Origin of the sequence: Paenibacillus sp. 7523-1 (genome assembly GCF_002276415.1) — a bacterium.
GTDB classification, from domain to species: Bacteria; Bacillota; Bacilli; order Paenibacillales; family Paenibacillaceae; genus Paenibacillus; species Paenibacillus illinoisensis_A.
The window spans coordinates 1-25,006 of the sequence record NZ_NPBR01000013.1 but is presented as its reverse complement, the minus strand read 5'-3'; the positions used below and the strand labels follow the sequence as shown (position 1 = coordinate 25,006).

Here is a 25,006-nt window from a genome sequence, read left to right as displayed (position 1 = left end):
ATGTTCAAATGGTAGCGATCTTTATCATTGGATTTATCGTGTCGATGGGACTGGCTCTTGCCCTGACACCGCTTGTCAAAAAGTTCGCGGTTAGAATAGGTGCAATGGACACACCGAATGCGCGTAAGGTGCACACTCGGATCATGCCACGTCTCGGTGGATTGGGAATCTTTCTTGCTTTTATAATTACAGTAGCTGCACTTCTTCCATTTGTATCTGCATGGTTTACAACAAGAGATATGAGCTTTGTCAGTGCCTTTCTGATCGGTGGATCCATTATCGTTCTGATTGGCGCACTGGATGACCGTTTCGAACTGTCAGCCAAAGTAAAACTGCTTGGGCAGCTCGTTGCTGCTGCAGTCGTTGTTTTCGGATTTAATATCCGAGTGGATTTCGTCAACATTCCTTTTCAGGATGCGTACTCCTCACTTGAAGCTTGGGTAGCCATTCCGCTGACGATTCTGTGGATCGTTGGTGTGACGAATGCGATTAACCTGATTGACGGTCTCGATGGTCTTGCAGCCGGTGTATCCGGTATTGCGATTGGTACCATTGCCGTGATGTCCTTCCTGATGGGTAATATGATGATTGCCTTGATGTGCCTTGTGCTGTTGGGCAGTATTGTCGGGTTCCTGTTCTTCAACTTCCACCCGGCCAAGATCTTCATGGGAGATACGGGATCGCTATTCCTTGGTTTCTCTCTGGCGATGCTATCCATGCTTGGGTTTAAACAAATTGCAGTCGTGTCCTTCATCACGCCGCTGATCATTATCGGTGTACCACTCTCGGATACCTTCTTCGCGATCATCCGTCGTGCGGTACAACGGAAACCGATTTTCTCACCGGACAAAGGTCACCTGCATCACTGTTTGCGTGAGCTCGGATTCAGCCACCGTCAAACGGTACTGATCATTTACGGTATTGCTGCATTCTTCGGTGTACTGGCGATCATTCAATCGTCGGCAGCCATGTTCGAAGCCAACTGGGTAACGTTTGTCGTGATCTGTATCATGATGTTCTTCCTGCAGGTTGGTGCAGAAGTGATTGGACTTGTAAGTAAAACCAGACGACCGGTTATTAATTTCCTGATGCGCATGCGCGTCAAAATTAATCCGGAGACTCGCTCCAAATCCTAAATAGATACGCTCGTTTACTGCAATTCTTGAATATTATCCAAGCCCCAAACCTTATCCAATGTGGATAAGGTTTTTTGTTTAATTTGCTGTTTTTACTAAATAATTGGAACCTAGGCGCCGATAAAAGAGTTAACTGACTTAAAAAGAGGAGAGATGATTGCATGCAGCGTACGAAGAAGCCGATGATTTGGCTTATGATGGTGGCACTGGTTGTATCGTTGATACCGGCAGGCTTGGCACCAGTCGCATCGGCGGCAGACAAACCAACGAGTTATTTTACTCCCGATATTTCGGAATTCAGAAATACGGTTGATCTGACATTGACAGCAGGGGCAAATCAGATAACACGAGATAAAGTATATAAAGTAACAGATGCTCAACAAGCGATTACGGGTACGTATACCAAAGTAACGGGTTCAACACTGGGTGCAAACATTCAATTGTTGAACTGGGACCAAAGCACAAATCGTTGGGTTGAAGATCCTGCACGTGTTGCTCCAGCGGTAGTCACGTTAGATACAGATAGACCGGATAATCGTTTCAAGGCAAATCTCACTCTTTATCCGGGTATGAACCGCATCACATTCACTGGAGCACAAGGACAGAATGAACGTTCTGAGACGTTTTATATCTTGTTTGACCAAGTGCCCTATGTAGAAAAGTTGCAAGTACTCGGTGGATCGGATAACTTGGACCTAAATGAAGGGACTCAAATTGTAGTAAACAAGGACGAGATTACACTTCAAGGTACAGCTGTCAACGCTACGAAAGTGACGGTTTCTGTAAACAATGGCCAAGCGCTGGCAACACAGCTTTTACAAAATTATTCATTCTTCTCTCCGCAGCTTAAGCTGAATCCCGGCGTGAATGATCTGAAGCTGGTAGTACAAAATGGTTCTGACACACTAACGTTCAACTATTCACTATTATATTATGATGAGAAGAATCCAATCGTGAAGTTGGATCTGTTGGATTCCAGTAGAAATGCACAAAGTTTGCTTGGTGTTGAACCCGTATTCACTGAAGATACGGATAATGCCAAAGTGCATGTACAAATGTTGATTCCTTATGACGAAGTAAATAAAAATAAATTCAGCGAAGGCGCTGAAATTTATGTTGACAACAATACGACAAAAGAGACACCTACTTTTACCGAGGAAGTTTTCATTCCAAGTCTGAAAGATAACACGCCTTCGTATTGGTTAGTTGCTTTTGATATCAATGCTGTGAACTTTAACAAGGATGCAGCTGGCGTGGTTTTGCAAGACCAAAATCATACATTGTCCGTAACTTACGGAACAAAGACTATAAGCAAAAATATGGATTTTCAATACATGAAAGGTCAAACCGTCATTACTGATCTCAAGTATCTCAAGGGATATAGCGGAAGTGGGACCACTAATCTTCCGACAGGGGAGCCTTTGAACGGTGCTAAAGTGGACTCAGGTGACTTCTACATTATGGTCAACACGAACGGCAAACCAGCTGATCCGCTGACAGGATTGAAAGCCAATTACCTTCCACTCGGGACAAGCGGAATCACGGTGAACCATGTGGCTACAGTTTCAGATACCAGTTATATCTTCAAAGTGGTTGGATTAAAGAACGGTAACCAAACCGTTCGTTTTAACTACGATAGTTCAACAGCCTATAAAGATGTTACCATTTCATATGCATCCAAAAATTATATTTACGTTGAAAATCTGACTGATGGTCAAACGTATAATGTGGATTCTGGAGCCGGAAAAACACTTGCTGTCAAAGGACAATACATTGACTTTGAAGACACGATCAATAGTAATTATTTCGTTGCAGAAGTGTTTGCTAACGGTGAGAAAGTTAAATCAACCAATACTTCAGAGACTCTTGACCCTACCTGGTTAAATAAAACTACTGGCGCCTTCAATTTTACACTAAATATTTCCTTAGAGAACGGACCTTTGGTCTTTGGGGAAAACAGAATTATTTTGACAGGTACAGGTAAGGATGATAAAGGCCAAGCTCGTGAGATCCGCAAAGAGCTACGGATTTATGTTGTAGACAATAATGTATCTACAATTGTTAACTTCCAGCCTGCTGTAGGAAAAGATCGTCCTAGTTTTCCGCCGAAAGAATTCAGCGCGGAAAACCCACAGCTTGCACAGATTTTCAATTTAACGCCTGAGTTTATTTACAATAATAGTAAGTACACGACTAGTTTGAAAAACTACGATTTGGTTCTTCGTGGTAGCGGTGCAGTCAAAATGAATTTGAATATGGGAACCAAAAATATTCTGTCTGTTGATTTGCCAGTTAACTCGGTAGATAATGCTGTGGTCACATTTGCCGGTGAACGCTACACTTATGATTTCGCAGGTAATCAAAAAGATTTTATTATGCGTATTCAGGATTTGGTTGCAGATGCCCCAGGAACATATGTGTACACCTTGGAGCTGATCAACGAGACCGGAGCGAAGACATCGCAAAAACTGGAGATTGTCAGAGAAGTGAGTGCCTATCGCATTCTGTCTCCACAACCAACCGTTGGTAATCAAATTGTGGTCAACAAAAACTTTGTTCACTTTGACATTGAAGCAGAGGGTGCAACAGAAGTCCTTATCGGTAAAGATCCTGCTGTGAAACGTACAGATCTGGGAGAAAACCGTTTTGTATATGACTATGTAGGATTGAAACAAGATAAAGAAAATAAAATCAAAATCACAATCACGCGTGCTGGTACAAGCAATACGGATACCATTGAGGTGTTCTATACGGGTACCGTAGGTGTAGATGCTCAGTACATGGCACCGAAGGTGGCAACCAAATATAGCGTATTCAACAAGGGACTTCAACTCAGTTTCCCGAAAGGTACTGTAATGCAAAGCACCAGCACAAGAGGTATTACGAAGTACTATCCAGACACGAAGCTTCTATTTGGTATTGCAGACCCGACTACGGGGATTGTAGAACGTCGCAATGACTATGGTAACATTATTGGCTTCCCTGGAACGGGTGAAAATAGTGGTGCTCCGGCTTGGAGTATTCCGGATGAGTACTTGCTTAACTTTGGATCAACCAGTGCATCAAGTAACTTTGGGGCAATCTCTGATATCTATTGGATTAATGGAGGTTTGGGTGAGTCGGGAGATCTGGGCTCAGCTACGTATGCAGCTCCAACGAATGGATTGACACCTTACTCAGTAGAAGGGTTGTTCGGTAATCCTCAGACACCTACAGAGCGCAAAATTACACCATCACAACGGGGAACTCTTACGCTCGCCTTTGATTCAAACGTGGTAGACGAAGCTGGTTCTACAATTACCGTATATCGGTATACAGCAACTCGTCAGTGGGAAAATATCGGTGGTGAGGTTGATACCAAAGCACATACAGTCACTGTGCCATTCGATGAATTCGGCTACTATAAAGTAATGAAGTTGAGTCGAAGCTACAATGACATAACGAATCATAACTGGGCTCGTAATATTTTGAATGGGCTCTATTCCAAAGGATTTATGAACAACTTGCGTTTCGAGCAATTTGGTACTGATGATCAGACAACACGTGGCGAGTTCGCAACACTGCTGGTTAAAGGTCTTAATTTGCCAATTAACTCGGACAATAATCGTACGTTCGTGGATCTGGTACCAGGTGCACGTTCTGCAACATGGGATTACGACCGAATTGAGACAGCGGCAAGAGCAGGCATTGTAACGGGTCTGACGGACGGTGTGTTTGGACCGGATCAACCGTTGACACGTGAACAAGCAGCAGTCATGATTGCTCGTGCTCTGAAGCTGAAATTGGCAGCGAATGATAGTAAGATGGATGCTTCACTTGCTAAGGCATTTTTGGATTCAGGCAGCATTGAGAAGTATGCAGGTCCATCGATTATGGCAGTATCAAAGGCTAAAATCATGGAGGGAGCCGCTGTAACGGTTCCGGGCCAAAAGAAGCCACAATACAATTTCAATCCAAAAGGTAATTTGACTCGTGCAGAAGCGGGTAAAATTGCTGTTGAACTGCTCAAGAAAAGCACCAAAGTATTCCCTAAAAACTTGAGCTAATTCATCAAAGTTCATTTAAGCATTATTGGAAGGACCTGTCCCTTGTGCTAAGGGGCGGGTCTTTTTGACTGTTAAGGAAACGGCAAAAGAACACTTTTATAATAGAAGAAAGATGTTTTTTACCAATAACTATTTTTGTAATTTGCTAGAGTTTAAGATACAATAACGGTAAATACACAATGATCTAGAGGGTGAAGTTAGCTAATGAAACCGATTTATTCAAAGGCCCAGTTGGGCTACATGAAGGCAAAGACACAGTTCGAGAAGCAGGCAGTCATTCTGGAAAAGAAAATAGAAGATACACGTAAAACGCAGGAAGTTACCCAGGAAGTGATGGAAGGACTCGTGCAAGCGACTGGCTTCCATGACGCATATAACCAATTGGTACTCGCCGAGAATGAATTGATTGAATGGTCTCACACCACCATGAAGCATGAAAAGACGTACCGTGAAAACAGACAACCAATTGATGATATGTATCTGAGACTGAATAGTGATCCAGAGATGCGTGCACAAATTATTGATCTTGCGATGAAAATCCGCTAAGTCTATATAGCAAGAACTGGATAAGAAGGCATTCCTTACGGAATGCCTTTTATTTTTTGTTTTGGGACAATTTGTCGCTTCATGTACAGGCAAAGCGGGTATAAATAAACGTTCAGATCAACCCAGACGCAATAGAAACCCATTATGGCTACCATAACAGTACTGTTTTTAAAGTTTTGGACCCAGTAAATTACCCGCACTGCATCAATACATAAATAAGTTCAAAACTTTTTTTACAGAACCCGCAACTTTTTGAAATCTCCTGCGTTTAAGATGTAGAGTCAAAAACATTGGGCCTCTTACCAAGAATGACCTCGTGAAGAATCTTGTCTATTTATTAGAAAAAATTGCTTTACGGCGAGAGTAACCCATTGTATAATACGTTAGGTAGGATTAGGAAACTACTCTATTTTCGTATGATTCTAAGATTAATCTAGTTTACAAGTTTCTGTGATAAGCTCACAGACATCATTTATATTAACTTGCTCAGGACTCTGGAAAGGGGGTGCAACAATATATGAGGAACACGAGCGAAACTATTAAAGAAAATTCCCATGTTATGAACACCCAAGGAGGAGAAAAAAAGGTTATGAAGAAAATTTTATCCGTAGCTTTGTCTACAGCAATGGCATTCTCGATGTTTGCATCTGTAGCATTTGGTGATACAGCTACTACACCACAACAACAGTTTGATGCATTGAAAGCAAAAGGTATCTTCAACGGTTATCCGGATGGTACTGCAGGACTGAACAAAGAAATGACTCGCGCTGAGTTCGCTAAAGTCATCACTAAATTGCTCGGCCTGAAAGAAATCACTGGTGTATATTCTTACACTGACAAAAACTACAATGCTAAAAACTGGGCTGCTCCTTACATCGAAGCAGTAACAGCTGCAGGCATCATGGAAGGTAAAAACACTGAGAAAAAAATCTTCGATTTCAACGGTAAAGTAACAATCGAAGAGATGGCTACCATCTTGACTCGTGCACTTGACCTTGAAGTTCCAACTGAAACTAACAACACAGCATCCGCATGGGCTAAAGGTTATGTTCAAGCGGCAATCAATGCAGGATTGCTTGATTCCAGCCTGAACTTCCAATCCAATGCTTCCCGCGAATTGCTCGTTGGCGCTGCTTATGCAGTTGATCAAGAGCAAAGCCTGAAAGTTGCTTCTTATGATGTAACTGAAGCTGGTAAAGTTGTTACTTTCAAAATGAGCGACGGTGAATCCGTTAAAGTAACTTTGGATAAAGCTCTTGAAGCTAACAAAGAAACTGAAGTGAAATTTACTTACAAAGATAAAGAGTTCACTGAGAAAGTTACTTATGTAACTACAGTAGCTCAAGCAGTATCTTCTGTATCTGCTACAAACTTGAAAGAAATCACAGTTAAATTTGATGGTACTGTAGATCAAATTTCTGCTGAAAGCAAAAACAACTATGTTGTAAGTGGCGTGACTTTCAAAAGCGCTACATTGTCTGATGACAAAACAACTGTAACTTTGTTGGTAGAACAGAACTCTTCTGCTCTGACAAACCAAAGAGCAACTAGCCTGCAAATCAACAACGTTAAAAACGCTGATGCAACTAAAACTATTACACAAAAAGTTGAGTTTACTCCACTTGATGTGGCAGTTCCAGAAGTGAAAGAAGTTCAAGCTCTGGGAACTAAAGCGTTCAAAGTAGTATTCAGCGAGCCTGTTAAACCTGAAAGTGTTATCTCTTCTTCTTTCCGTGTAGATAACAATGTAATTGCTGCTTCTGTGAAGTATGTTTACCCTAACACAGCAATCGTAACTACAGACTTGACTGCTGGTGAGCACACATTGCGTGTGAGTGGCGTACAAGACTACTCTGGTCTGACTATCGTTCCAGTGGAAAGCAAATTTACTGCAGCTGTAGACACAGCAGCTCCTAAAGTTGTAAGTGTAAAATCTAACGACTTGAAGGAAGTAACTGTTGAGTTTGATGAAACTGTGAAAAGTGTAGCAAGTGCTTATGCTAACGCTACAGGCAACAACGCTCAATCCATTGAGATCAACGACAACAAAGTTACGCTGAAATTCAACAATCCGTTGAACGTATCCGAGAACACAGTCTACCTGACTGCAGTTTCCGACTACAGCAACAACTCCGCTTCCGTTGATGCAAAAGTAACTCCAACACTGGATACTGTTCGTCCAACAGTTGTAGCTACTGAGTTCAAAGTGGAAAATGGTAACTACTTCGCTGAAATTACATTCAGCAAATCGTTGCAAAATGATCCAAACAGATCTGACAGAGCTACAAATCCTGAGAATTATGTTCTGAAAGATGCTGATGGTAAAGTTGTAACTGTTACAGGTTTGACTTCTAAAGGTAATCCTGTAATTGCACCAACTTACAACAATACTGACAAAAAGGTTAGAGTTAACCTGGGTAGCAGCTTGAAAGAAGATGCAACTTACACGTTGACTGTATCTGGTATCGCTGATACTGCTTACATCGGGAATGTATTGTTGCCATACACTGCTACACTGAACGCTAACACTGCTCAAAATGGTAAAGTAACTCGTGTTTGGTCTTCTGTTAGCGAAGGCACTCGTTACGTATATGTTCAATTCAATAAAACACTAGCTACTACTGGCGAAGGTAATGCTCTTGAAGCAGCTAAATACACTGTTTCTTCAGTAGTCGATGGAAATGCTACTGGATCTTACCAAATCGCTAAAGAGAACAATGACATTAACTTGATCTCTACAAACACTGTTCGTATTGCGGTTACTGGAAGCAACATTCCTTCTGGTTTCGATTGGAGCAAAGCAGTTGTAACTGCAAGCTACATTAAAGATTCCGAAGGTAACTACTTCAATAACGGATCTTACAATGTTGGAGACAAAGTAAGTGATTCTAAAGTTGCTGTTACTGGTGATGTATATGCTACTAGCAACAATGAAATCAAAGTTAAATTTGACGCAGCATTGTCAAGTGTTAACTTGGGAGATTTTGTAGTGAACGGTGTTCAATCTCAACCAACTTCTTACACTTTGGCTGACAACAACAAAACACTGTTGCTGAAATTTGCTGACAATGCAGTACCAGTAAATGCAGCGGATGTAACGTTGGAGATTGTTTCTACTCAAACTCAAGATGCTTTTGGTAACAAAATTACGGCAACTGGAGATACTCCAATTGTAGTTAAAGATGGAATTGCACCAACAGTTTCTTTGACTAATATCGTTGCTGATGCTGCTACTGGTAAAGCAATTACTATTACTGTTAAAGGATCTGAAAGTCTTAAAGCAGATACTGATAACTACAACGAAGCCTATATCAATGGTCTCTTCACTGTTGATGCAGGTACTGGTGTGAAAATTTCCAATGTTCAAGCTACTGTTGGAACTGATTCTATCACTATCACAGCAACTGCAGATACAAATGTAGCTGGTAAAGTTGTAAATGTTAAATTTGATGGTGATAAAAACAAAGCAGCAGAAGCTATCACTGATGGACGCGGTAACGCACTTGGTGAGTTCACTTTCGGTAAGCAACTGCCTACTACAAATAACTAATATTATTTTTTCTGAAACAGCCTTGCATCTATTAAGATGCAAGGCTGTTTTTTGTTTTATTTCAATGAATTTAAACAATATTGCTGTACTAAAAGTTACCTCTTTGAAACTTCCTGTATATATTATTCGTCTATAATATATGTATTATGGAAATCTATGTATGGAGGTTTCATGTGAAAAATAAATTTAAGAAAGTTATTGTCGCGACTACCGTGCTGGGGTTGACTCAGGCCGCTTGGATGAACAATTTTCAAATTGCAGAAGCCGCAACTTCTTCTAGCAATACAGCTCAAACTCAAAAAGCTGTCAAAACATTATCTAATGTCCCGGCTGTCAAGCTATCATCCAAAAGCAGTGTTAGACTTACAGATGTCAATGTTCTGACTCAAGACGAAGGCAAGTTGATTACGTATACCCTCACATATACCAACAATGAGAAAAAAAGCTTACAACTAGTTGATTACTGGACCAAAGTTAGAAGTAAAGGTGGAACAAGTTATACTTCCAAATTGCTGACGCAGGATGCAGAGAAAAAGAGTGTTGCAGCTGGCTCTACCTTATCTGTTACATATGTGACGACTGTTGGAAAGAACGTACAGCTCAGCAATCTGAATTTTGAAATTGTTAAATGGGACTTTAGTAAGCCAAATTATGAAAGCATTCTGGGGAAAATCAATATTCCTGCTTCGTATACCGTGGCTACCCCAGTAAATACAGTCAAAAAGGTACGGATCAATGATATTCCGGTAAAAATTAAAGTCCAGGGTCTACAGACATTCTCTGCCTCAGACACATCCAACTATGCAAGTGTGAAAATTAATTTGCATAACGTTGGTTATAAGGGGTTGGAGAATCCAAATGTAAAGTGGGTTCTGAGAACAAAAGGTGGCAGCAGCTACCCGCTTAATCTAAATTCGAACGATACAACGTACAACGTACAGCCTCAAGAGTCCAAAAGCATCAATTATATAACAACTGTTCCCAAGAAGGTAAAGCTGGATGGGGCTGAGCTTATTATGGTACAAGAGAACGAAGCTGAGAAATCGGTTATTCCACTTGCGACGATGCAAATGCCGAAATCAACTTCGTTGCAGAATACAGAAACTAAGGTTGGAAAGGTCCATACCATAACGCTCGAAGATAACAAGGGCAAGATGGCTACGAGTGTGGGAGATGTTAGTGTGAGTCAGACTCATGGTAACAACTACTATACGGTCAACTTCAAATTTAAAAACACGGGATCAAGGGAAGTTTCCGTACCCAAATATGATTTCTCGGTTCAAAACAAAAAAGGAAATGATTTTCCGTTGTCTACCAAGGCACTGGATAATTTGAAATTGAAACCAGATGAAGAGCGCTTAGTTCGTCTGACATTTAGCTTGCCTTACGATGAAGCCGATGGAACACTGAAGTTGGTTATGAATACACCAAAAGCTGAGGGCAACGAGGGTACAGAAAGCAAAGAAATTAAATTTTCGTATCCTGCGGGAACGTACATTCTTCCCAAAGCTACTTCCATGCAGCAATCGATTGGTACAGAGAGTACTCTTCAGATTGAAAATGGAACATTGGGTGTAACATGGAATTCTGTTCAACGTCTTCCTTGGGATAATGCGGATGTTTTATCCGCAAGAGTTACTTTACGCAATGTTTCAACCAATACTCTTAAACTCCCGCAGCTTAAAGGGATGTTATCGATAGATTCAGCAGATATAGCAGATACTCAATTGTTAATAAGTCAGAACTCAGCTTTACTTGGGCCCGGCATGTCGCTTGATGTACATCTATTAACATCGTTACCTACCAATCTGGATGTAGCTCAATTACAAGTGGCACTCTCTGAAGTAGTGGGCGAGAACACATCTGAATTGATCAGACTGACTCACATTGGTCAGCTTCCGCAGGTACCGCAAGTAGAGTTGGGGTCCAACTATGCGTTGAATACGCCTGGGAAGAAATCCGAACTCCAAGTGAAGAGAACATTGATTTACCCAGGGACTTCTTCTGATATTGTATATACGGAACTTCAGGTGAAAAATATTGAGGATCGGCAGATTGACCTTGCCAAATTAACCGGATATTACGAATCTAAAAATGGTGAGTATTATAAAACAACGGTTAAACAGATTGATTACCCAGCAGGACCTGGTGATTCAGCTTTAGTAACCATGTGGTCCAAAATTCCAAGGAAGACCGTTGTCTCCGATATGAGGTTGTTAATTGGTGAGACAGTAAGTGGTGAAAGCACGGGTAAAGAAGGAACAACTACGGGTGCAGGATATGTAGATGCAGCCTCGTTTGAACTTAAACCGGATCAAGAGCCTACCTTGACAACAATTAAAAATGTGGATATTTATCCTTACAACATTCAAACTAGAGATTTCAAAGCGTCTCTTAGCGGTGGCTCCACAGTTAACCTTTCATGGAACTACGATGCTTCCCGAAATAATGAATTGAACTTGCCGGAAAGTGAACACAAACTTATTGTGCAGCTAATTGAACCTACTGGAAAAGTATTTGATAAAGAAATTGTGCTTGATAAAGACTTGAAGGAAGGTAACAATCAATTTTTGAATTGGACCATTCAGGATGTTGTTTTTGAAGATCGACGCAGTGGAGCTTATACCATTGCCATATATGATGAGTTCCAAGGTCAACGGATTAAACTGGCAACACAGGCGATGGGCTTTGTTCCAGCTGTCGGCAATCTACCAGGTGCTGAATAAATGATAGAGTAAGCATCGTTGTTAAATCTTTCTATTAAAGATATGATAGAAAATGACGACAAATATATGTAGATTGTTTTAATAGAAGGGAAGGTACAATCATTAATGAAACCTTATATGAAAGTATCCCTGGCTGCACTGGCTATTGGTGTTGGCGTGTGGGTTGGGTCTGTATACAGCAACACAGCTATCGGTGCAGGAACCAGTCAACCAGGCACAGCGGATGATCCAGTTGTGACGAGGAGTTATGTAGATCAACAGATTCAAAAGGCCTTAAACGGAAGTACTAACGCCGGATCGGGAAGCTCCGCAGGCAATAATAGTGGATCTACCGGGACAGGCAGCTCAGGTGGTGACACCTCGCTTCCACCGGTGGTATCTGGAGCATCTGAAGCGATAGAGATCGTTACTGTGAAGCCGGGTCAACAGCTGATCGGTGCTTCTGGCGCGGAGTTCATCGTACGCAGCGGCAAGGCTGTGATCGTCAGTGAAGGTACGAACGGTGTAGCTGATCTGACGGACGGAGTTGACCTGACGAATGGAGAGGCAGCGCCGACCAATCACCTGCTCTCTTTTCCAAGGGATGGACGGGGTATAACGGTATTGGATGGGAACAAGTACAGCCTGACGGTTATGGTTCGCGGCGGATATTCTTTAAAATAGGTTAAGCATTTATTCGCATTTTTATTCATTTCATATGTGTAGATTAACCAGTTCTAACAAACATTTATACGGCTAGCCATCAGGGTTCCTGCTCACTCTATAATTGTACAAAACCAATTAACGGAGGTGCAGGATTCATGGCTAGAAGTAACCGCAGAGTGGTACCGGAAAGTCGTCAGATGCTGGATCAGATGAAATATGAGATTGCTGCCGAGTTTGGTCTGAATGTAGGGTATGGTCAAAATGCCCTTGCTGGTGCAGATACCGAGTTTGGTTCTGAGCTGGGAGCTGTGAGTGATCATTCCTATGGTCAATACAAAGGCTGGGGCCATCTGACTTCCCGTGAGAACGGATCGGTTGGTGGCGAGATTACGAAAAGGCTGATTCGTCAGGCAGAAAAGCAGTTATTATAAGGTTTTTCCTTATCCGACTTGGTTTGACACGGCTTGACAAATGCGATAAGATGGCATTTGAGGTATGCAACCTTTTCCAGGAGGAAAAGGTTGATTTTTTGTTAGGGCAATTACCTGAAAAATCCTTATCTTCGTAACTGCGGACCCCGCGTCCTTATTCCGCCCGGAAAGCTTTCGAGGGTACAGTGAACGAATCACCGTAAATGTTTTGTTCGGGCAATCGCCATACTACTAGTTATGGGAGGTTGAAACTTCATGTCTGTTAAAGGCCGACATCTATTCACATCGGAGTCTGTAACCGAAGGACATCCGGATAAGATTTGCGACCAGATCTCGGACGCCGTATTGGACGCGTTTCTGGCAAATGATCCAAACGCTCGTGTAGCGTGCGAAGTTTCCGTGGCTACAGGCTTAGTGCTTGTCATCGGTGAAATCAGTTCAGCTTCTGAATACGTAGACATTCCGGCCATTGTACGTAACACGGTTAAGGAAATCGGGTACACACGTGCCAAATATGGTTTTGACTACAACACTTGTGCCGTTCTGACTTCTCTGAATGAGCAGTCTGCGGATATCGCGCAAGGGGTTAACGCAGCACTGGAGAACCGTGATCCGGCTCAAGTCGCTCGCGAAACAGAAAACATCGGTGCGGGTGACCAAGGCCTGATGTTCGGGTTTGCAACGAATGAAACACCAGAACTCATGCCATTGCCAATCGCATTGTCCCACCGTATCGCACGTCGCCTCGCTGAGGTACGTAAAAACGGTACATTGGATTACCTCCGTCCGGATGGTAAAACTCAAGTAACAATCGAATACGACGGCGACAAAGTAGTTCGTGTCGATACAATTGTAGTATCCACTCAGCACGCTGAAGAAACTACCCTTGAGCAAATTCAAAAAGACATTAAAGAACAAGTTATCCTGCCTGTCGTTCCGGCTGAATTGCTGGATGAGCAGACTAAATATTTCATCAACCCAACTGGACGTTTCGTAATTGGTGGACCTCAAGGAGATGCAGGCCTGACTGGACGCAAAATCATCGTAGATACCTACGGCGGTTATGCACGTCACGGCGGTGGTGCGTTCTCCGGTAAAGATCCGACAAAAGTAGACCGTTCCGCTGCTTATGCGGCTCGTTACGTAGCGAAAAACCTCGTTGCTGCAGGTCTTGCAGACAAAGTGGAAATCCAGCTCGCTTATGCGATTGGTGTAGCCAACCCGGTATCGATCAACGTAGATACATACGGAACTGGCAAAGTCAGCGAAGAGAAGCTGGTTGAGTTAGTCCGTAGCAACTTCGATCTTCGCCCTGCTGGCATCATCCGTATGTTGGATCTGCGTCGACCAATTTACAAACAAACGGCTGCTTACGGTCACTTCGGCCGTACAGACTTGGATGTACCTTGGGAGCAAGTAGACAAAGCTGATGCTTTGAAAGCTCAAGCGGGTCTGTAAGTTTTATTGCGATAGATCAAAGCCTTTGGTTCCGATCAGGAATCAGGGGCTTTTTTGCGTACATAAGTAGTTGGCTAAATAGGAGTTTTTATAAACGAAATAAGATTCCTTTTATTCCCTTTTGGCTAAATAAAATGTCTGTTCTAACCGACATACATAATGAGGTCTGTTCATTAGACAGGAGAAGAAATAGAAGATGAGGGGGACGAATCGGTGCGTTTGAAACGAATAGCCAAAATGAGTACAATCGGGCTTTTAATCGTACTATTAACTGCCCAAGGTTGGCTAACAAGTCTGCTTGGAGTGGAAAACACGGCTTATGCAGCAGATGACTTAACTACGTTAGGGGTCACGGCAACGTTACCTGTAACAGGAGAGAAGAACGTAAATGGAGTAACCCCATTGGAGATCGAATTTGGCCAACCTGTTCGAAAAGCAGCGGGCACTGCCAGTGGATACATATCAATAAAACGTGTGTCAGATGATTCGGAGGTTATTCCACCGATCTTAGTGGACCCAACGGAATCAAGTAATATTAGCATTACACCAGATGACGCCAGTGTTCCGGATGTAGGGAGAAAAGTGACGATTAATCATGCACCTCTGCCAGGAGGAACTTATTATGTTCAAATCGATAAAAATTCATTTGTATATGCGGATGAGAATAATACTGCTTTCAATGGACTGAGCAAAGAATGGACGTTCCATACACAAGGTGTAGGCACAGCATCCTTGGTAGAGAAGGTTCCCGCGAATGCAGCGATGCAGGTATCACCTTCATCTAACATAACAATGACATTTAGTAAAAAGGTATTTGCTGGTGCTGGGAAACTGCAGATTTTTCAAGGGACTACATTATATGAGGAAATACCTGTGAATGCAGGTTCTCCACGTGTTAATGGTCTGGGGACGAATTCCATTGTGATTGATCCAGAGAAAAACTGGAATAGCAGCAGCACATATTATGTTGTTATGCCAGAAGGTCTTTTAAGGGATGAACTGGGGAATGACACCAGGGGAATTACAGGAACCGAGTGGGGTTTTGGCGTCATTTCGGATCCTACTGCTCTCACCGTATCATCTGTTTCCCCAACGAACGGTACGACGAATGCACCTTTGACGGGAGAACTAACGGTTACATTTAATAAAGAGCTTGATACCAATTATCCAGGCAATGTGACGTTGAGAAAGGCCAATGGTGGAACCGTAGCCGTAACAACAACCATTAGCACTTCAAACAATAGACAGCTGCGAATTGTTCCGCAGAGTGCTCTGGAAAGCAACACGAATTATTATGTGGATATTCCTGCAAATGTGTTTAGGGACAAGGCTGGTAACCTCTTTACAGGATTGACGGGTACCAGTTCATGGGGCTTTAAGACACTTAGCAGAGATACTACAGCCCCGGTTCTCAAAACAGTTAAGATGTATAGTAACAATACGATTCGACTTACTTACGATGAAAGTCTGTTCAGTGCGAATCCAGCTTATAGCAGCTTCACAGTAACCGTAAATGGGGAAGCTCGTAATGTCAGCACTGCATATGTATCAGGAGATAGCGTATATGTCGTACTCGATACAGGTGTAGCTGTAGGGCAGGTTGTCCGGATTGGGTATACGCCTGGACTGCGTCCTATACAGGATACTTCCCTGAACCCGGCTGCTTCGTTTGCAGCACGAGATGTGGAAAATACACTGGACTCCGTCATGTCCAAACCACGGGAAGGTACTGTATATTACAGTACAATTAATCTATACTACCCGGAGACAGTATATATCAACTCCAGTGATGCGGTGTCACAATTCAGTGTGACTGCAAACCAGTCTTCGGTAGGAATTAACAGCATATCCTTAACTAATAGTTCAATGGTTACATTGAATCTGAGCCGTTCCATTACCGATGGGGAAGTGGTTCGTGTCTCGTATGCACCTGGCTCTTCTCCTGTAAAAGATAGTCGTGGACAAGCTCTTGCCGGATTTAGCGGGTTTTATGTCCGAAATAGCATCGATACCAAGGCACCTGAATTTCAGAGTGCCGAAATAAGTGGCTCCAAGTTATGGATTCGTTATAATGAACCACTTAGAACAACCAACAAACCGTTAAAAAGCCAGTATTCTGTCCTTGTAGACGGCAAACCACTATTTGTGAATGATACGGATATTGAAGATGAAACCGTCACGCTGACTTTGGCCTCAGCCGTAGGCACGAACCAGAATGTAACACTTTCTTATGTACCGGGTGCATTGCGTTTAACTGACCTAAACGGTAATCCTGCTGGTTATATCAACTTAACACCTGTAAGCTACACAGCGGGTAATGGTATGGTGAAATCAGCTATATTGCAAGGAGATACCGTGACTATTACTTTTAGGGAACCTCTACAGTCACAGACGCTGCTTACCCCATCTCAATTCGGTGTACAGTTGGGAGGCTCACAGGTAAGTGTGGTTTCTGCAGCATCAACTGGTACAACCCTAACTCTGAAGTTGTCCAGCTCGGGCACCAACGGACAAACAGGAACGGTAAGTTATGCGCCAGGGATCATCCCGCTGCGTACGCTTGATAACGTCATTGTTGAGGCATTTGGACCTTTATCGATTAGTCAAACTCAAAGCACAGGTTCAACTACCAATACTGGAAGTTTAAGTGGCAACCTGCCATCATGGCTGACCGTATCAGACACATCGGCTTTTAACCAGTCCATGTATGTCATGAGTACGGAAGCAGCGACAATAACTTCCGCCCAGTCGCGCAATAGTCGCTCTACTCGTCAGTTTAATGTGGATGCTAGTAAGTTAAATCAGGCATTTCAATATGCAAGCTTAAGCAACAATTCAAGTCGTATGGTCGTATTTGAAGTTCCTTCAACAGAAGCATCAGCTAATGTAGGATTCCCAATAGACACGCTAAAAGAAATCGCTTCCCGTGAACGTTTTTCATTTATTGGGGTAAAATATGGTGATCGTCTGTGGTCAGTGCCTTTGTCAGATTTGAATCCTTCCAGTATTGCGCAAAGCGTGAATGCAGGTTCGGGCTCATCATACTTTTATGTACAACTCGAATCGGTTCCTGTAACAGTCTCCGGTACAATGGACGGTATGCTTGCATCTGCTGGAGCACAAAGAGTATCTGATATTACGGATGTTTATCTATCAGCATATAATGGATACAGTGGCCAGCGTGCAGAACAACTGGTTAAGAGCTCAATTGCACTGAGATTGCCTTCAACGACAACAGGACCGGCTACGGGTCTGGTCTACATTGATCAGGGTACTTCAGCTCTGGCTAATATTCCTCATCATTTCTCCAATGCAACTGGAGCGGTTATTATAACAGGACAGCTGAAAGGCAATCAGGCTATTGTGGCTGCATCCCATCCCGTTTCATATCGGGATACTGCTTCACACTGGGCTAAGGACGTCATTGGTGAGTTGTCTGCGAAATGGATTATCAATGGACAAAATGGAACCTTGTATATTCCTGATCAGCAGATATCACGAGCAGAATTTGCTACTTTAGTGGCAAAAGGGTTGGGATTGCCAGGCGACTATGCTAGTGCTCAACAATTCAAAGATGTTCGTTATGGTGATATATCGGGTGCATATATTGGTGCAGCGGCTAAAGCAGGTATCGTCACGGGTAATACGGACGGTACTTTCAAACCGGATAGCCTCGTTACTCGTGAGCAGATGGCTATTATGATGGTTCGAGCTTTGGATTATGCAGGTCAACCAACCGTACTCAAAACTTCGGCTGCATCAACACTGTCCAAGTTTAAGGATAGTAACAAGATTCAATCCAAGGATTCTGTTGCCAAGGCCGTACAGGAAGGCATTATTCAGGGAATGACATCGAAGACGTTTGTACCACAAGGTAATGCAACACGTGCACAAGCAGCAGTAATGTTGAAACGTGTCCTGAACAAATTGGGTTATCTGTAGTCCGAGTGGGATTAAACTGTTCTATCTAGTTAATGTGGAGAGTGACAGTTTATCAGATTGATTTTCTCTTATTTGGCAAGTTAGTAGCAGTATAAACAATAATCTATTATTTAACATGTGACTTCAAGTGTGGCAATTCCATGCCATGCTTGGGGTCTTTTTTTGTGCAGAATACCCTCAAAGTTGGCTGCGGGCGTAACTTTTTCCACGAAAAGCAGTCTATTAATAGTAGAGTATACTAGGGATCTAGCTGTTCTCTGCCATCTGGCGGCAGGACACGTGATGTCTAAGATTGATATACAAGATGGGAGAGACGTTTCAAACATGCTGGGGAAACACGGGAAACCGCTGGAAGACGTGAAGGGCAGCAAGGCGAAGAAATGGGCAATTGTGACACTGGCAGGTGTGATCTGGATTGCACCGGTCTTAGGAGCAGGGCAGCAGGTCTGGTCGGGAACGACGTGGGAGTCGGTAGCCGCTGCAGCATCTACAAGCACAAGCAAGTTAAGTGAGGAAATTCTGACTTCCGGCGCGAAGCTCATGAAATACAAATATACAACCATAAGATCCGGCTCGAAAGTGAATGTGCTGGCAGACGTAATTCAGGTAGATCTGCAAAACCCTTATGTGAAACTCGATGTGATGACAGGTAAGGGCGGCAACTTGAACAGTAAACAAAGCACAGGCGGTATGGCCAAGGAAAATGATGCGGTTGCTGCTGTGAACGGTGATTATTTTAACGTTTCCGGGGAGCTTGCTCCAATTGGTGGACAGGTCTCTGATGGGGTTCTAATCTCCACACCTTCGGAACTGACGGGCATGTATGCCCTAACCGTGACCAAGGATGGCAAACCGATGATCGACGAATACTCTTTTGACGGTACGGTGAAGGCCGATGACGGTTCAACGTTTGCTCTGCGCGGAATGAACAAGGAGGACTATACGGTAGAGTCAGGCTCGGTCAAATACAGTCACGCCAACTCGATGTATATTTATACACCAGCCTGGACATCAACCAAACGTCCGAATGACCCTTCTACAACACCGACAGAGGTGCTTGTGCAGAACGGCGTCATTACGCAAATTTCTGACAAAAAAGCATTGGACATGACGGTACCGGAAGACGGTTACATTTTGCGTGCACATGGAACAGCGGCTACCTGGATTATGACTCATCTCTCCGTAGGACAGACACTTAGTGCGGACTACAAGCTCGTAGCCAAAACAACAGGACAATCGGTTGATCCGAGTAATCTCGAGATGATGATTGGTGGTCATACGATCCTTGTCAATGGAGGCAAAGCAGCTACGTTTTCCCGTGATATCGCCTCTTCCGGTATTGGAGGTATTCGTGCGAGAACAGCGGTAGGTTATTCGCAGGATGGTCGATATGTCTATATTATTGCGGCTGAGAAAAACAGTAACAGCAGCGGCATGTCGCTGACTGAATTGCAATCCTTCATGACCAGTATCGGCGTATGGAAAGGCATGAACCTGGACGGCGGCGGCTCCACCACCATGGTGACACGTCCGCTTGGGGAAGAAAATGCTAGTCTGACCTTCAACACGGAATATGGCACAGAGCAGCGTCAGGTCGTAAACACGCTCGGCGTATTCTCTACGGCTCCGGAAGGCAAGCTGAAAGGCTTCGCTGTAAGTGGCAGCCAGACGCTGCTGGTAGGACAAGAAGGCAAGTATTCAGCCAAAGGGTATGACACGTACTACAACCCGATTGCGACCGGAGACATCAAGCTGACCTGGAAATCAAGCAACAATGGTATCGTCAGCGTAAGTAATGGTGTGATCAAGGGTGTTAAACCAGGAACAGCTACGCTTACAGCAACAAGCAACGGAGCATCTTCTACCATTAAAGTAACGGTGCTCGGTGGAAGCGAGTTGTCCTCTCTGACAGCAGGTTCTGGTCTTGGCTCGCTGAAAGCGGGAACGACCATGTCCATCCCTGTGACTGCGAAGACGAAAGACGGACAAAGTGTAACCGTTCCGGCTGATTCGCTGACATGGGAATTTATCGGTTTCAAAGGTAAAGTGGCTGGCGATCAATTAACGGTATCTTCTGTAAATTCAGGAGCACAGGTTGGATATGCAATCGGTCGTTATGACGGCTACAGTACGGTCGTTGTTCTTACGACTGCTGACAGCGAAACCACCTGGGAGAACTTCGAGAATGTAAGTTATCCAATCAACTTTACAACGAACGCCGCTGGCGTAACTGGTTCAGCAGCGGTAACGGCGGGTACAGGTGAAAAGGCTGGCTCCAAAGTGCTTCAGCTGAGCTACGACATGACTGCAGGTACAGGGAAAATGTATGCTTATGCCCAATTGAACGGGACAACAGGCAGAGAAGTATCTTCAGCTGCAACGACCATGTCGATGGATGTAATGGGTGACAAGAGCCTAAACTGGCTCCGTGCAGAGTTTACGGATGCCAATGGGAAAACCGTATATGCCGATCTTGCGAAGGCCATTGACTGGAGCGGGTGGAAAAAAGTGAACGTGGACCTGAGCGGTCTGAACATTGCATATCCAGCCAAGCTGAAACGTATCTATGTAGTCAATGTAGAAGAGGGCCAGGATGAGCGCGCCATGACAGGTACCGTTGCATTTGATAACATTGCCTTCACTATGCCATCGAAATCCAGTGAAGTGGGACTGCCTACAGGAACAGCTTCCCTGGTCCTTGGACAGAAGTCGATGACCGTGAACGGAACGAAAAAGGCAATTGATGCAGCACCCGTGCTGAAAAATGGTACAACATATGTCCCAATCAAACATGTACTGGATGCCTTTGGCGGACAGGCAAGCTGGGATAGCAAAAATCAGCGGATCACCGTTATTCGCGGCGGGAAACTGATTGATCTGGTCGTGGGACAGAAAGAATTCATCTTGAATGGAAAAAGACAGAGCGCAACAGTAGCCCCATATGTATCTGGAGGTAGGACTTTAGTCCCTCTTCGACTCGTTTCCGAGCAACTTGGATTGACTGTAAAATGGGAACAGAAAACGAAGACCGTTACCATCTCATCGTGATATGGTATGATATATACCGGAAACGATAGAAATGGAGTCGAACTAACGTGGATTTACAAGCCGATGCCATAGACCGCGTCATTAAAAACGCCATACAAGTCATGGAAAACAGCAAATATCAAATGTTCGAAATCATGGACTCAACCCGTGAGGAGCTAAAAACTCTAAATGAGGAGTTGAAGTCGGTTCTGAAGGAGACGGCGGAAACGATCGAGAAAGTAGATCAATTGGAGCTCAACTACCGCCGCTCCCGGATCCGTCTGACTGAGGTTAGCCGTGACTTCGTCCGTTATTCCGAGCATGATATCAAGCAGGCGTATGAGAAAGCGACGCAGTTGCAGCTGGACCTGATGATTTATCGTGAGAAGGAAATGTATCTGAAGGCCCGTCGGGATGATCTGCAGAAGCGTGCCAAAAATGTGGAGGCTTCTGTGGAGCGTGCCGAAACGATTGGTTCGCAGATGGGGGTCGTACTGGAGTACTTGTCGGGTGAGCTGGGTCAAGTGACCCGGATCATTGAATCCGCCAAGAATCGACAAATGATTGGTTTGAAAATAATTTTGGCCCAGGAAGAAGAGCGGAAGCGTATTGCACGTGAGATTCATGACGGGCCTGCGCAGATGCTCGCCAATCTAGTACTTAGGACGGAAATTGTAGAAAGAATGCTCATTAAGCAGGATTTTAAGATGGTCCAGGCCGAAATAGTAGATTTGAAAGGCCAGGTTCGTTCCAGTCTTGAAGAAATGAGAAAAGTAATATTCAATTTGCGTCCTATGGCACTGGATGACTTGGGATTGATTCCAACGCTTCGGAAATACGTGCAGGATTTTGAAGTAAAAACAAAAATTCGCTCGATTTTTGAAACAAGAGGCAAGGAACACCGCTTGTCTTCTGCAATGGAGGCTGCAATCTACCGTCTCGTGCAGGAGGGTCTGTCCAATGCTGCAAAGCATGCTTATCCCACTCATGTTGTAGTGGAAATTACATACCAGGCTCAGCTCGTTAAAATTGTCGTTCAGGACAATGGGCTTGGCTTCAAACCGGAGCTTCTTGCGAAGAAAAGCAAGGATCACAACCATTTCGGTCTGATTGGGATGAGAGAACGGGTTGAACTGCTGGAAGGCAGAATAGAGATTGAATCCGCAGAAAATCAAGGAACCAAAATCGTGATTCATATCCCGACAAACGTGGATAAGGGAAAGGAGTAGCAGGATGGAAAACCGTGATACTGGTAATACATCAATTAAAGTTCTTTTGGCTGACGATCATCAGCTGTTCCGTGAAGGGCTAAAACGCATTTTGAACATGGAGGACGATATTGAGGTCATCGGCGAATGTGGCGATGGGATTCAGGTGCTTGAATTCTGCAACCAGGAGAAGCCGGATATCGTTCTGATGGATATCAACATGCCTGTGGAGAACGGGGTTGAAGCGACGGAGAAACTGCGTGAGCTGTTCCCGGACGTTAAAGTCATTATTCTGTCCATTCATGATGATGAAAGTTATGTATTTGAGACTTTGCGTAAAGGTGCCAACGGATACTTGCTGAAGGATATGGAAGCTGAATCCCTAATCAATGCGATTCGTTCCGTTCATGAGGGGCATGCGTTCATTCACCCTAAAGTAACAGGCAAACTGATCATGCAGCTGCGTCGTATGACGTATCTTAATGAAACAGGTGCGATGAGCGAAGGTGCTTCAAAAGAAGCTGGGGTTAAATTTGTCGCTGGCGATAACAACCCGCTCACTCGTCGTGAGGCAGAAGTGCTTCGTCTGATGGCTGAAGGTAAGAGTAACAAAATGATTGGTGAATTCCTGTTCATCAGTGAAAAAACGGTAAAAAACCATGTCAGCAGCATTCTGCAGAAGATGGAAGTAGATGACCGTACACAAGCCGTTATTAACTCCATCAAGTATGGTTGGGTTACGCTCTAATACAATTATAAGATTTCCTGTTAATAAAATAAGAATGGTACCATAGATATCTGTTCACTCGCACCCTTCCCGATTGCCCGGATTGGTCTGCGGGTTAATGGACTTTATCACTGCATAAGAACAAAGTATGGAAAAGTGCGGAACAAATGTTCATGCTTGGTTATGAATGAGTGGACGAATGACCTGGCCTGTCGTTTCCTTGACGAAGTCACTAGAAAGAAATATGGCACTTGCAATGTGCAGGTGTAACCCTTTCGGGAGTACGGCATATACTGTCGTATACAGGGATGTTCGCCATGGGTGAGCATGACCTTCCGAGGAGGTGCAGTTGCCATGGTTGCTCATTTGACTATGATTCTGCTCATATACTTCCTGGCGGCAGTGGCCGTTCATGCCATGCACCAGCGTCATCTTTCTCGTCCGGAACCCGAGGGTTACGAGCAGATTTTGCTCATTCCTTCCAATCAGGAACAGCGGATCGAAGGCGTTGTAAGAGCACTTTGCCGGGAGCTGTTTTACCGTGGAAAGAGCTTCACATTGACAGTTGTTGCTGATCGTATGGAATCGGAAACGGTTCGGATTATTGAAAAGCTGATGCGCAAGCAGGGGTTGGAGCCTTCATACCTGTCAGCCGTACCACCCGATATGGAACGTTCGAAACCAAATGGAGATCGTACGTTTCGACTTATTGATCTGCGTGAGCCTGAGCATTAATTTTATGTAAAGCCTGAATCGAATTCGTTTCCATAGATCCACATGAAGATTACAGCATAGCTGTAATCTTTTTTTGTTCATTGTAGCCAAGTCTGCTGTTAAATTAAAAATGGGTTTTTATGCAATCTATGGTTATTGTTTGGATGTTGGGCTCCTGAGATTGAAGTAAGAAGCGATTCGAAACCGTACATCTTAACTTAAAAGTATAGACGGTACCGATTGGAAAAAGTTTCGCACTTTATGAGATTGATTCGGGGTATTCGTTAAATTGGTAAAATGGGCCTAAACATGAATTTTAAATTCCTAAAGCTTGTCCTGCACGGGAGCAATTGATATAGTAAAAAGACAAGTAAGATAAGACATTGGATGAAATCAGGACATGAAGCACATGCTCCGGCAGATAGCCGGGTAAGCGTGTGCTTTTTTTGCGTTCATGGAAGTTCAAGTTTGAGGAGGGATTGGATGAGAGTTGCGCTCTATGTGTGCCGAGTTAAGGATAGGTGGAACATGCTATTGTCCTTGGATCTGCGGGTGGATGTCACATGGTGGTTGGAAGGAGCGAGTGGTCAGCAGGAGCTTAGCTGGTTATTGTTGGACGAAGCGTTGCCGCTAAGTCAGGCGTCATGGCTGGTTGAACATTTTGAGCCGGAGCGCGGAATAGATCAGTGGAATGAGAGACATTGGTTGGCATTTATGCGCCGTAAAGTGGAGGAGTATGACAAGCTGTCGGGAGAACAAGCAGCCAGAAGAGAAGGTGCAGTTTTGGGGGGAGAAGCGGGGATAGCTGCAGCTGAACGTAGAGCTGGGACAAGTGGGATTGCTGCTGCCT

General features: G+C 43.9%; 14 protein-coding genes and 1 pseudogene. 14 read left to right on the top strand and 1 reads right to left on the bottom strand.

The window, feature by feature from the left end:
- Positions 1 to 8 precede the first annotated feature (8 nt).
- The 12 genes from CHH60_RS15240 to CHH60_RS15185 all read left to right on the top strand — a co-directional run bounded on the left by CHH60_RS15240 (position 9) and on the right by CHH60_RS15185 (position 23,463).
- Positions 9 to 1,136, top strand: coding sequence for a glycosyltransferase family 4 protein (locus CHH60_RS15240; protein ID WP_095359950.1), 1,128 nt, complete (start codon positions 9 to 11; stop codon positions 1,134 to 1,136).
- Between the two features lie 161 nt (positions 1,137 to 1,297).
- Positions 1,298 to 5,182, top strand: coding sequence for an S-layer homology domain-containing protein (locus CHH60_RS15235; protein ID WP_095359949.1), 3,885 nt, complete (start codon positions 1,298 to 1,300; stop codon positions 5,180 to 5,182).
- Between the two features lie 204 nt (positions 5,183 to 5,386).
- The gene (locus CHH60_RS15230; protein WP_095359948.1) at positions 5,387 to 5,728 is read left to right on the top strand and encodes a hypothetical protein; all 342 of its coding nucleotides are present in this window, start codon (positions 5,387 to 5,389) and stop codon (positions 5,726 to 5,728) included.
- Between the two features lie 559 nt (positions 5,729 to 6,287).
- Positions 6,288 to 9,278, top strand: coding sequence for an S-layer homology domain-containing protein (locus CHH60_RS15225; protein WP_176476076.1), 2,991 nt, complete (start codon positions 6,288 to 6,290; stop codon positions 9,276 to 9,278).
- A gap of 173 nt (positions 9,279 to 9,451) precedes the next feature.
- Positions 9,452 to 12,004 carry a DUF4352 domain-containing protein gene (locus tag CHH60_RS15220; RefSeq protein WP_176476075.1) on the top strand — a complete coding sequence of 851 codons (2,553 nt, stop codon included), beginning with the start codon at positions 9,452 to 9,454 and terminating at the stop codon, positions 12,002 to 12,004.
- Between the two features lie 105 nt (positions 12,005 to 12,109).
- Positions 12,110 to 12,667: a hypothetical protein gene (locus CHH60_RS15215; RefSeq protein WP_095359945.1), complete on the top strand. Its 558-nt coding sequence runs from the start codon at positions 12,110 to 12,112 to the stop codon at positions 12,665 to 12,667.
- A gap of 137 nt (positions 12,668 to 12,804) precedes the next feature.
- A complete protein-coding gene (locus CHH60_RS15210; protein ID WP_095291345.1) occupies positions 12,805 to 13,080 on the top strand; it encodes an alpha/beta-type small acid-soluble spore protein in 276 nt (91 codons plus the stop codon).
- 255 nt (positions 13,081 to 13,335) lie between these two features.
- Complete coding sequence (gene metK, locus CHH60_RS15205; protein ID WP_095291347.1) at positions 13,336 to 14,538, top strand: methionine adenosyltransferase; 1,203 nt, start codon at positions 13,336 to 13,338, stop codon at positions 14,536 to 14,538.
- A gap of 213 nt (positions 14,539 to 14,751) precedes the next feature.
- Positions 14,752 to 18,480 (top strand): SwmB domain-containing protein, encoded by a 3,729-nt coding sequence (locus CHH60_RS15200; RefSeq protein ID WP_095359944.1) that lies wholly within the window; start codon positions 14,752 to 14,754, stop codon positions 18,478 to 18,480.
- A gap of 324 nt (positions 18,481 to 18,804) precedes the next feature.
- On the top strand, positions 18,805 to 21,528 hold the full coding sequence (locus tag CHH60_RS15195) for a stalk domain-containing protein (protein WP_095359943.1): 2,724 nt from the start codon (positions 18,805 to 18,807) through the stop codon (positions 21,526 to 21,528).
- Between the two features lie 47 nt (positions 21,529 to 21,575).
- Entirely contained in the window at positions 21,576 to 22,736 is a 1,161-nt protein-coding gene (locus CHH60_RS15190) for a sensor histidine kinase (RefSeq protein ID WP_095359942.1), read from the top strand.
- Between the two features lie 4 nt (positions 22,737 to 22,740).
- Positions 22,741 to 23,463 (top strand): response regulator transcription factor, encoded by a 723-nt coding sequence (locus CHH60_RS15185; protein ID WP_095291355.1) that lies wholly within the window; start codon positions 22,741 to 22,743, stop codon positions 23,461 to 23,463.
- Between the two features lie 150 nt (positions 23,464 to 23,613).
- Here CHH60_RS15185 and CHH60_RS30090 read toward each other — a convergent pair whose 3' ends face one another.
- The gene (locus CHH60_RS30090) at positions 23,614 to 23,808 is read right to left on the bottom strand and encodes a hypothetical protein (protein ID WP_217989989.1); all 195 of its coding nucleotides are present in this window, start codon (positions 23,806 to 23,808) and stop codon (positions 23,614 to 23,616) included.
- On the opposite strand from CHH60_RS30090, the gene CHH60_RS15180 reads away from it, so the two are divergent.
- On the top strand, positions 23,797 to 24,177 hold the full coding sequence (locus CHH60_RS15180; protein WP_095359941.1) for a hypothetical protein: 381 nt from the start codon (positions 23,797 to 23,799) through the stop codon (positions 24,175 to 24,177). The two genes, CHH60_RS30090 and CHH60_RS15180, sit on opposite strands and share 12 nt — an antisense overlap.
- Before the next feature lie 462 nt (positions 24,178 to 24,639).
- Positions 24,640 to 25,006, top strand: a pseudogene (locus CHH60_RS15175) (hypothetical protein); the annotation flags it as partial.

Coding starts and splice junctions, on each gene's coding strand:
- CHH60_RS15240 (WP_095359950.1), top strand. CDS start 9: ATGGTAGCGATCTTTATCATTGGATTTATCGTGTCGATGGGACTGGCT.
- CHH60_RS15235 (WP_095359949.1), top strand. CDS start 1,298: ATGCAGCGTACGAAGAAGCCGATGATTTGGCTTATGATGGTGGCACTG.
- CHH60_RS15230 (WP_095359948.1), top strand. CDS start 5,387: ATGAAACCGATTTATTCAAAGGCCCAGTTGGGCTACATGAAGGCAAAG.
- CHH60_RS15225 (WP_176476076.1), top strand. CDS start 6,288: ATGAACACCCAAGGAGGAGAAAAAAAGGTTATGAAGAAAATTTTATCC.
- CHH60_RS15215 (WP_095359945.1), top strand. CDS start 12,110: ATGAAACCTTATATGAAAGTATCCCTGGCTGCACTGGCTATTGGTGTT.
- CHH60_RS15210 (WP_095291345.1), top strand. CDS start 12,805: ATGGCTAGAAGTAACCGCAGAGTGGTACCGGAAAGTCGTCAGATGCTG.
- metK (WP_095291347.1), top strand. CDS start 13,336: ATGTCTGTTAAAGGCCGACATCTATTCACATCGGAGTCTGTAACCGAA.
- CHH60_RS15195 (WP_095359943.1), top strand. CDS start 18,805: ATGCTGGGGAAACACGGGAAACCGCTGGAAGACGTGAAGGGCAGCAAG.
- CHH60_RS15185 (WP_095291355.1), top strand. CDS start 22,741: ATGGAAAACCGTGATACTGGTAATACATCAATTAAAGTTCTTTTGGCT.
- CHH60_RS15180 (WP_095359941.1), top strand. CDS start 23,797: ATGGTTGCTCATTTGACTATGATTCTGCTCATATACTTCCTGGCGGCA.
- CHH60_RS30090 (WP_217989989.1), bottom strand. CDS start 23,808: ATGAGCAACCATGGCAACTGCACCTCCTCGGAAGGTCATGCTCACCCA.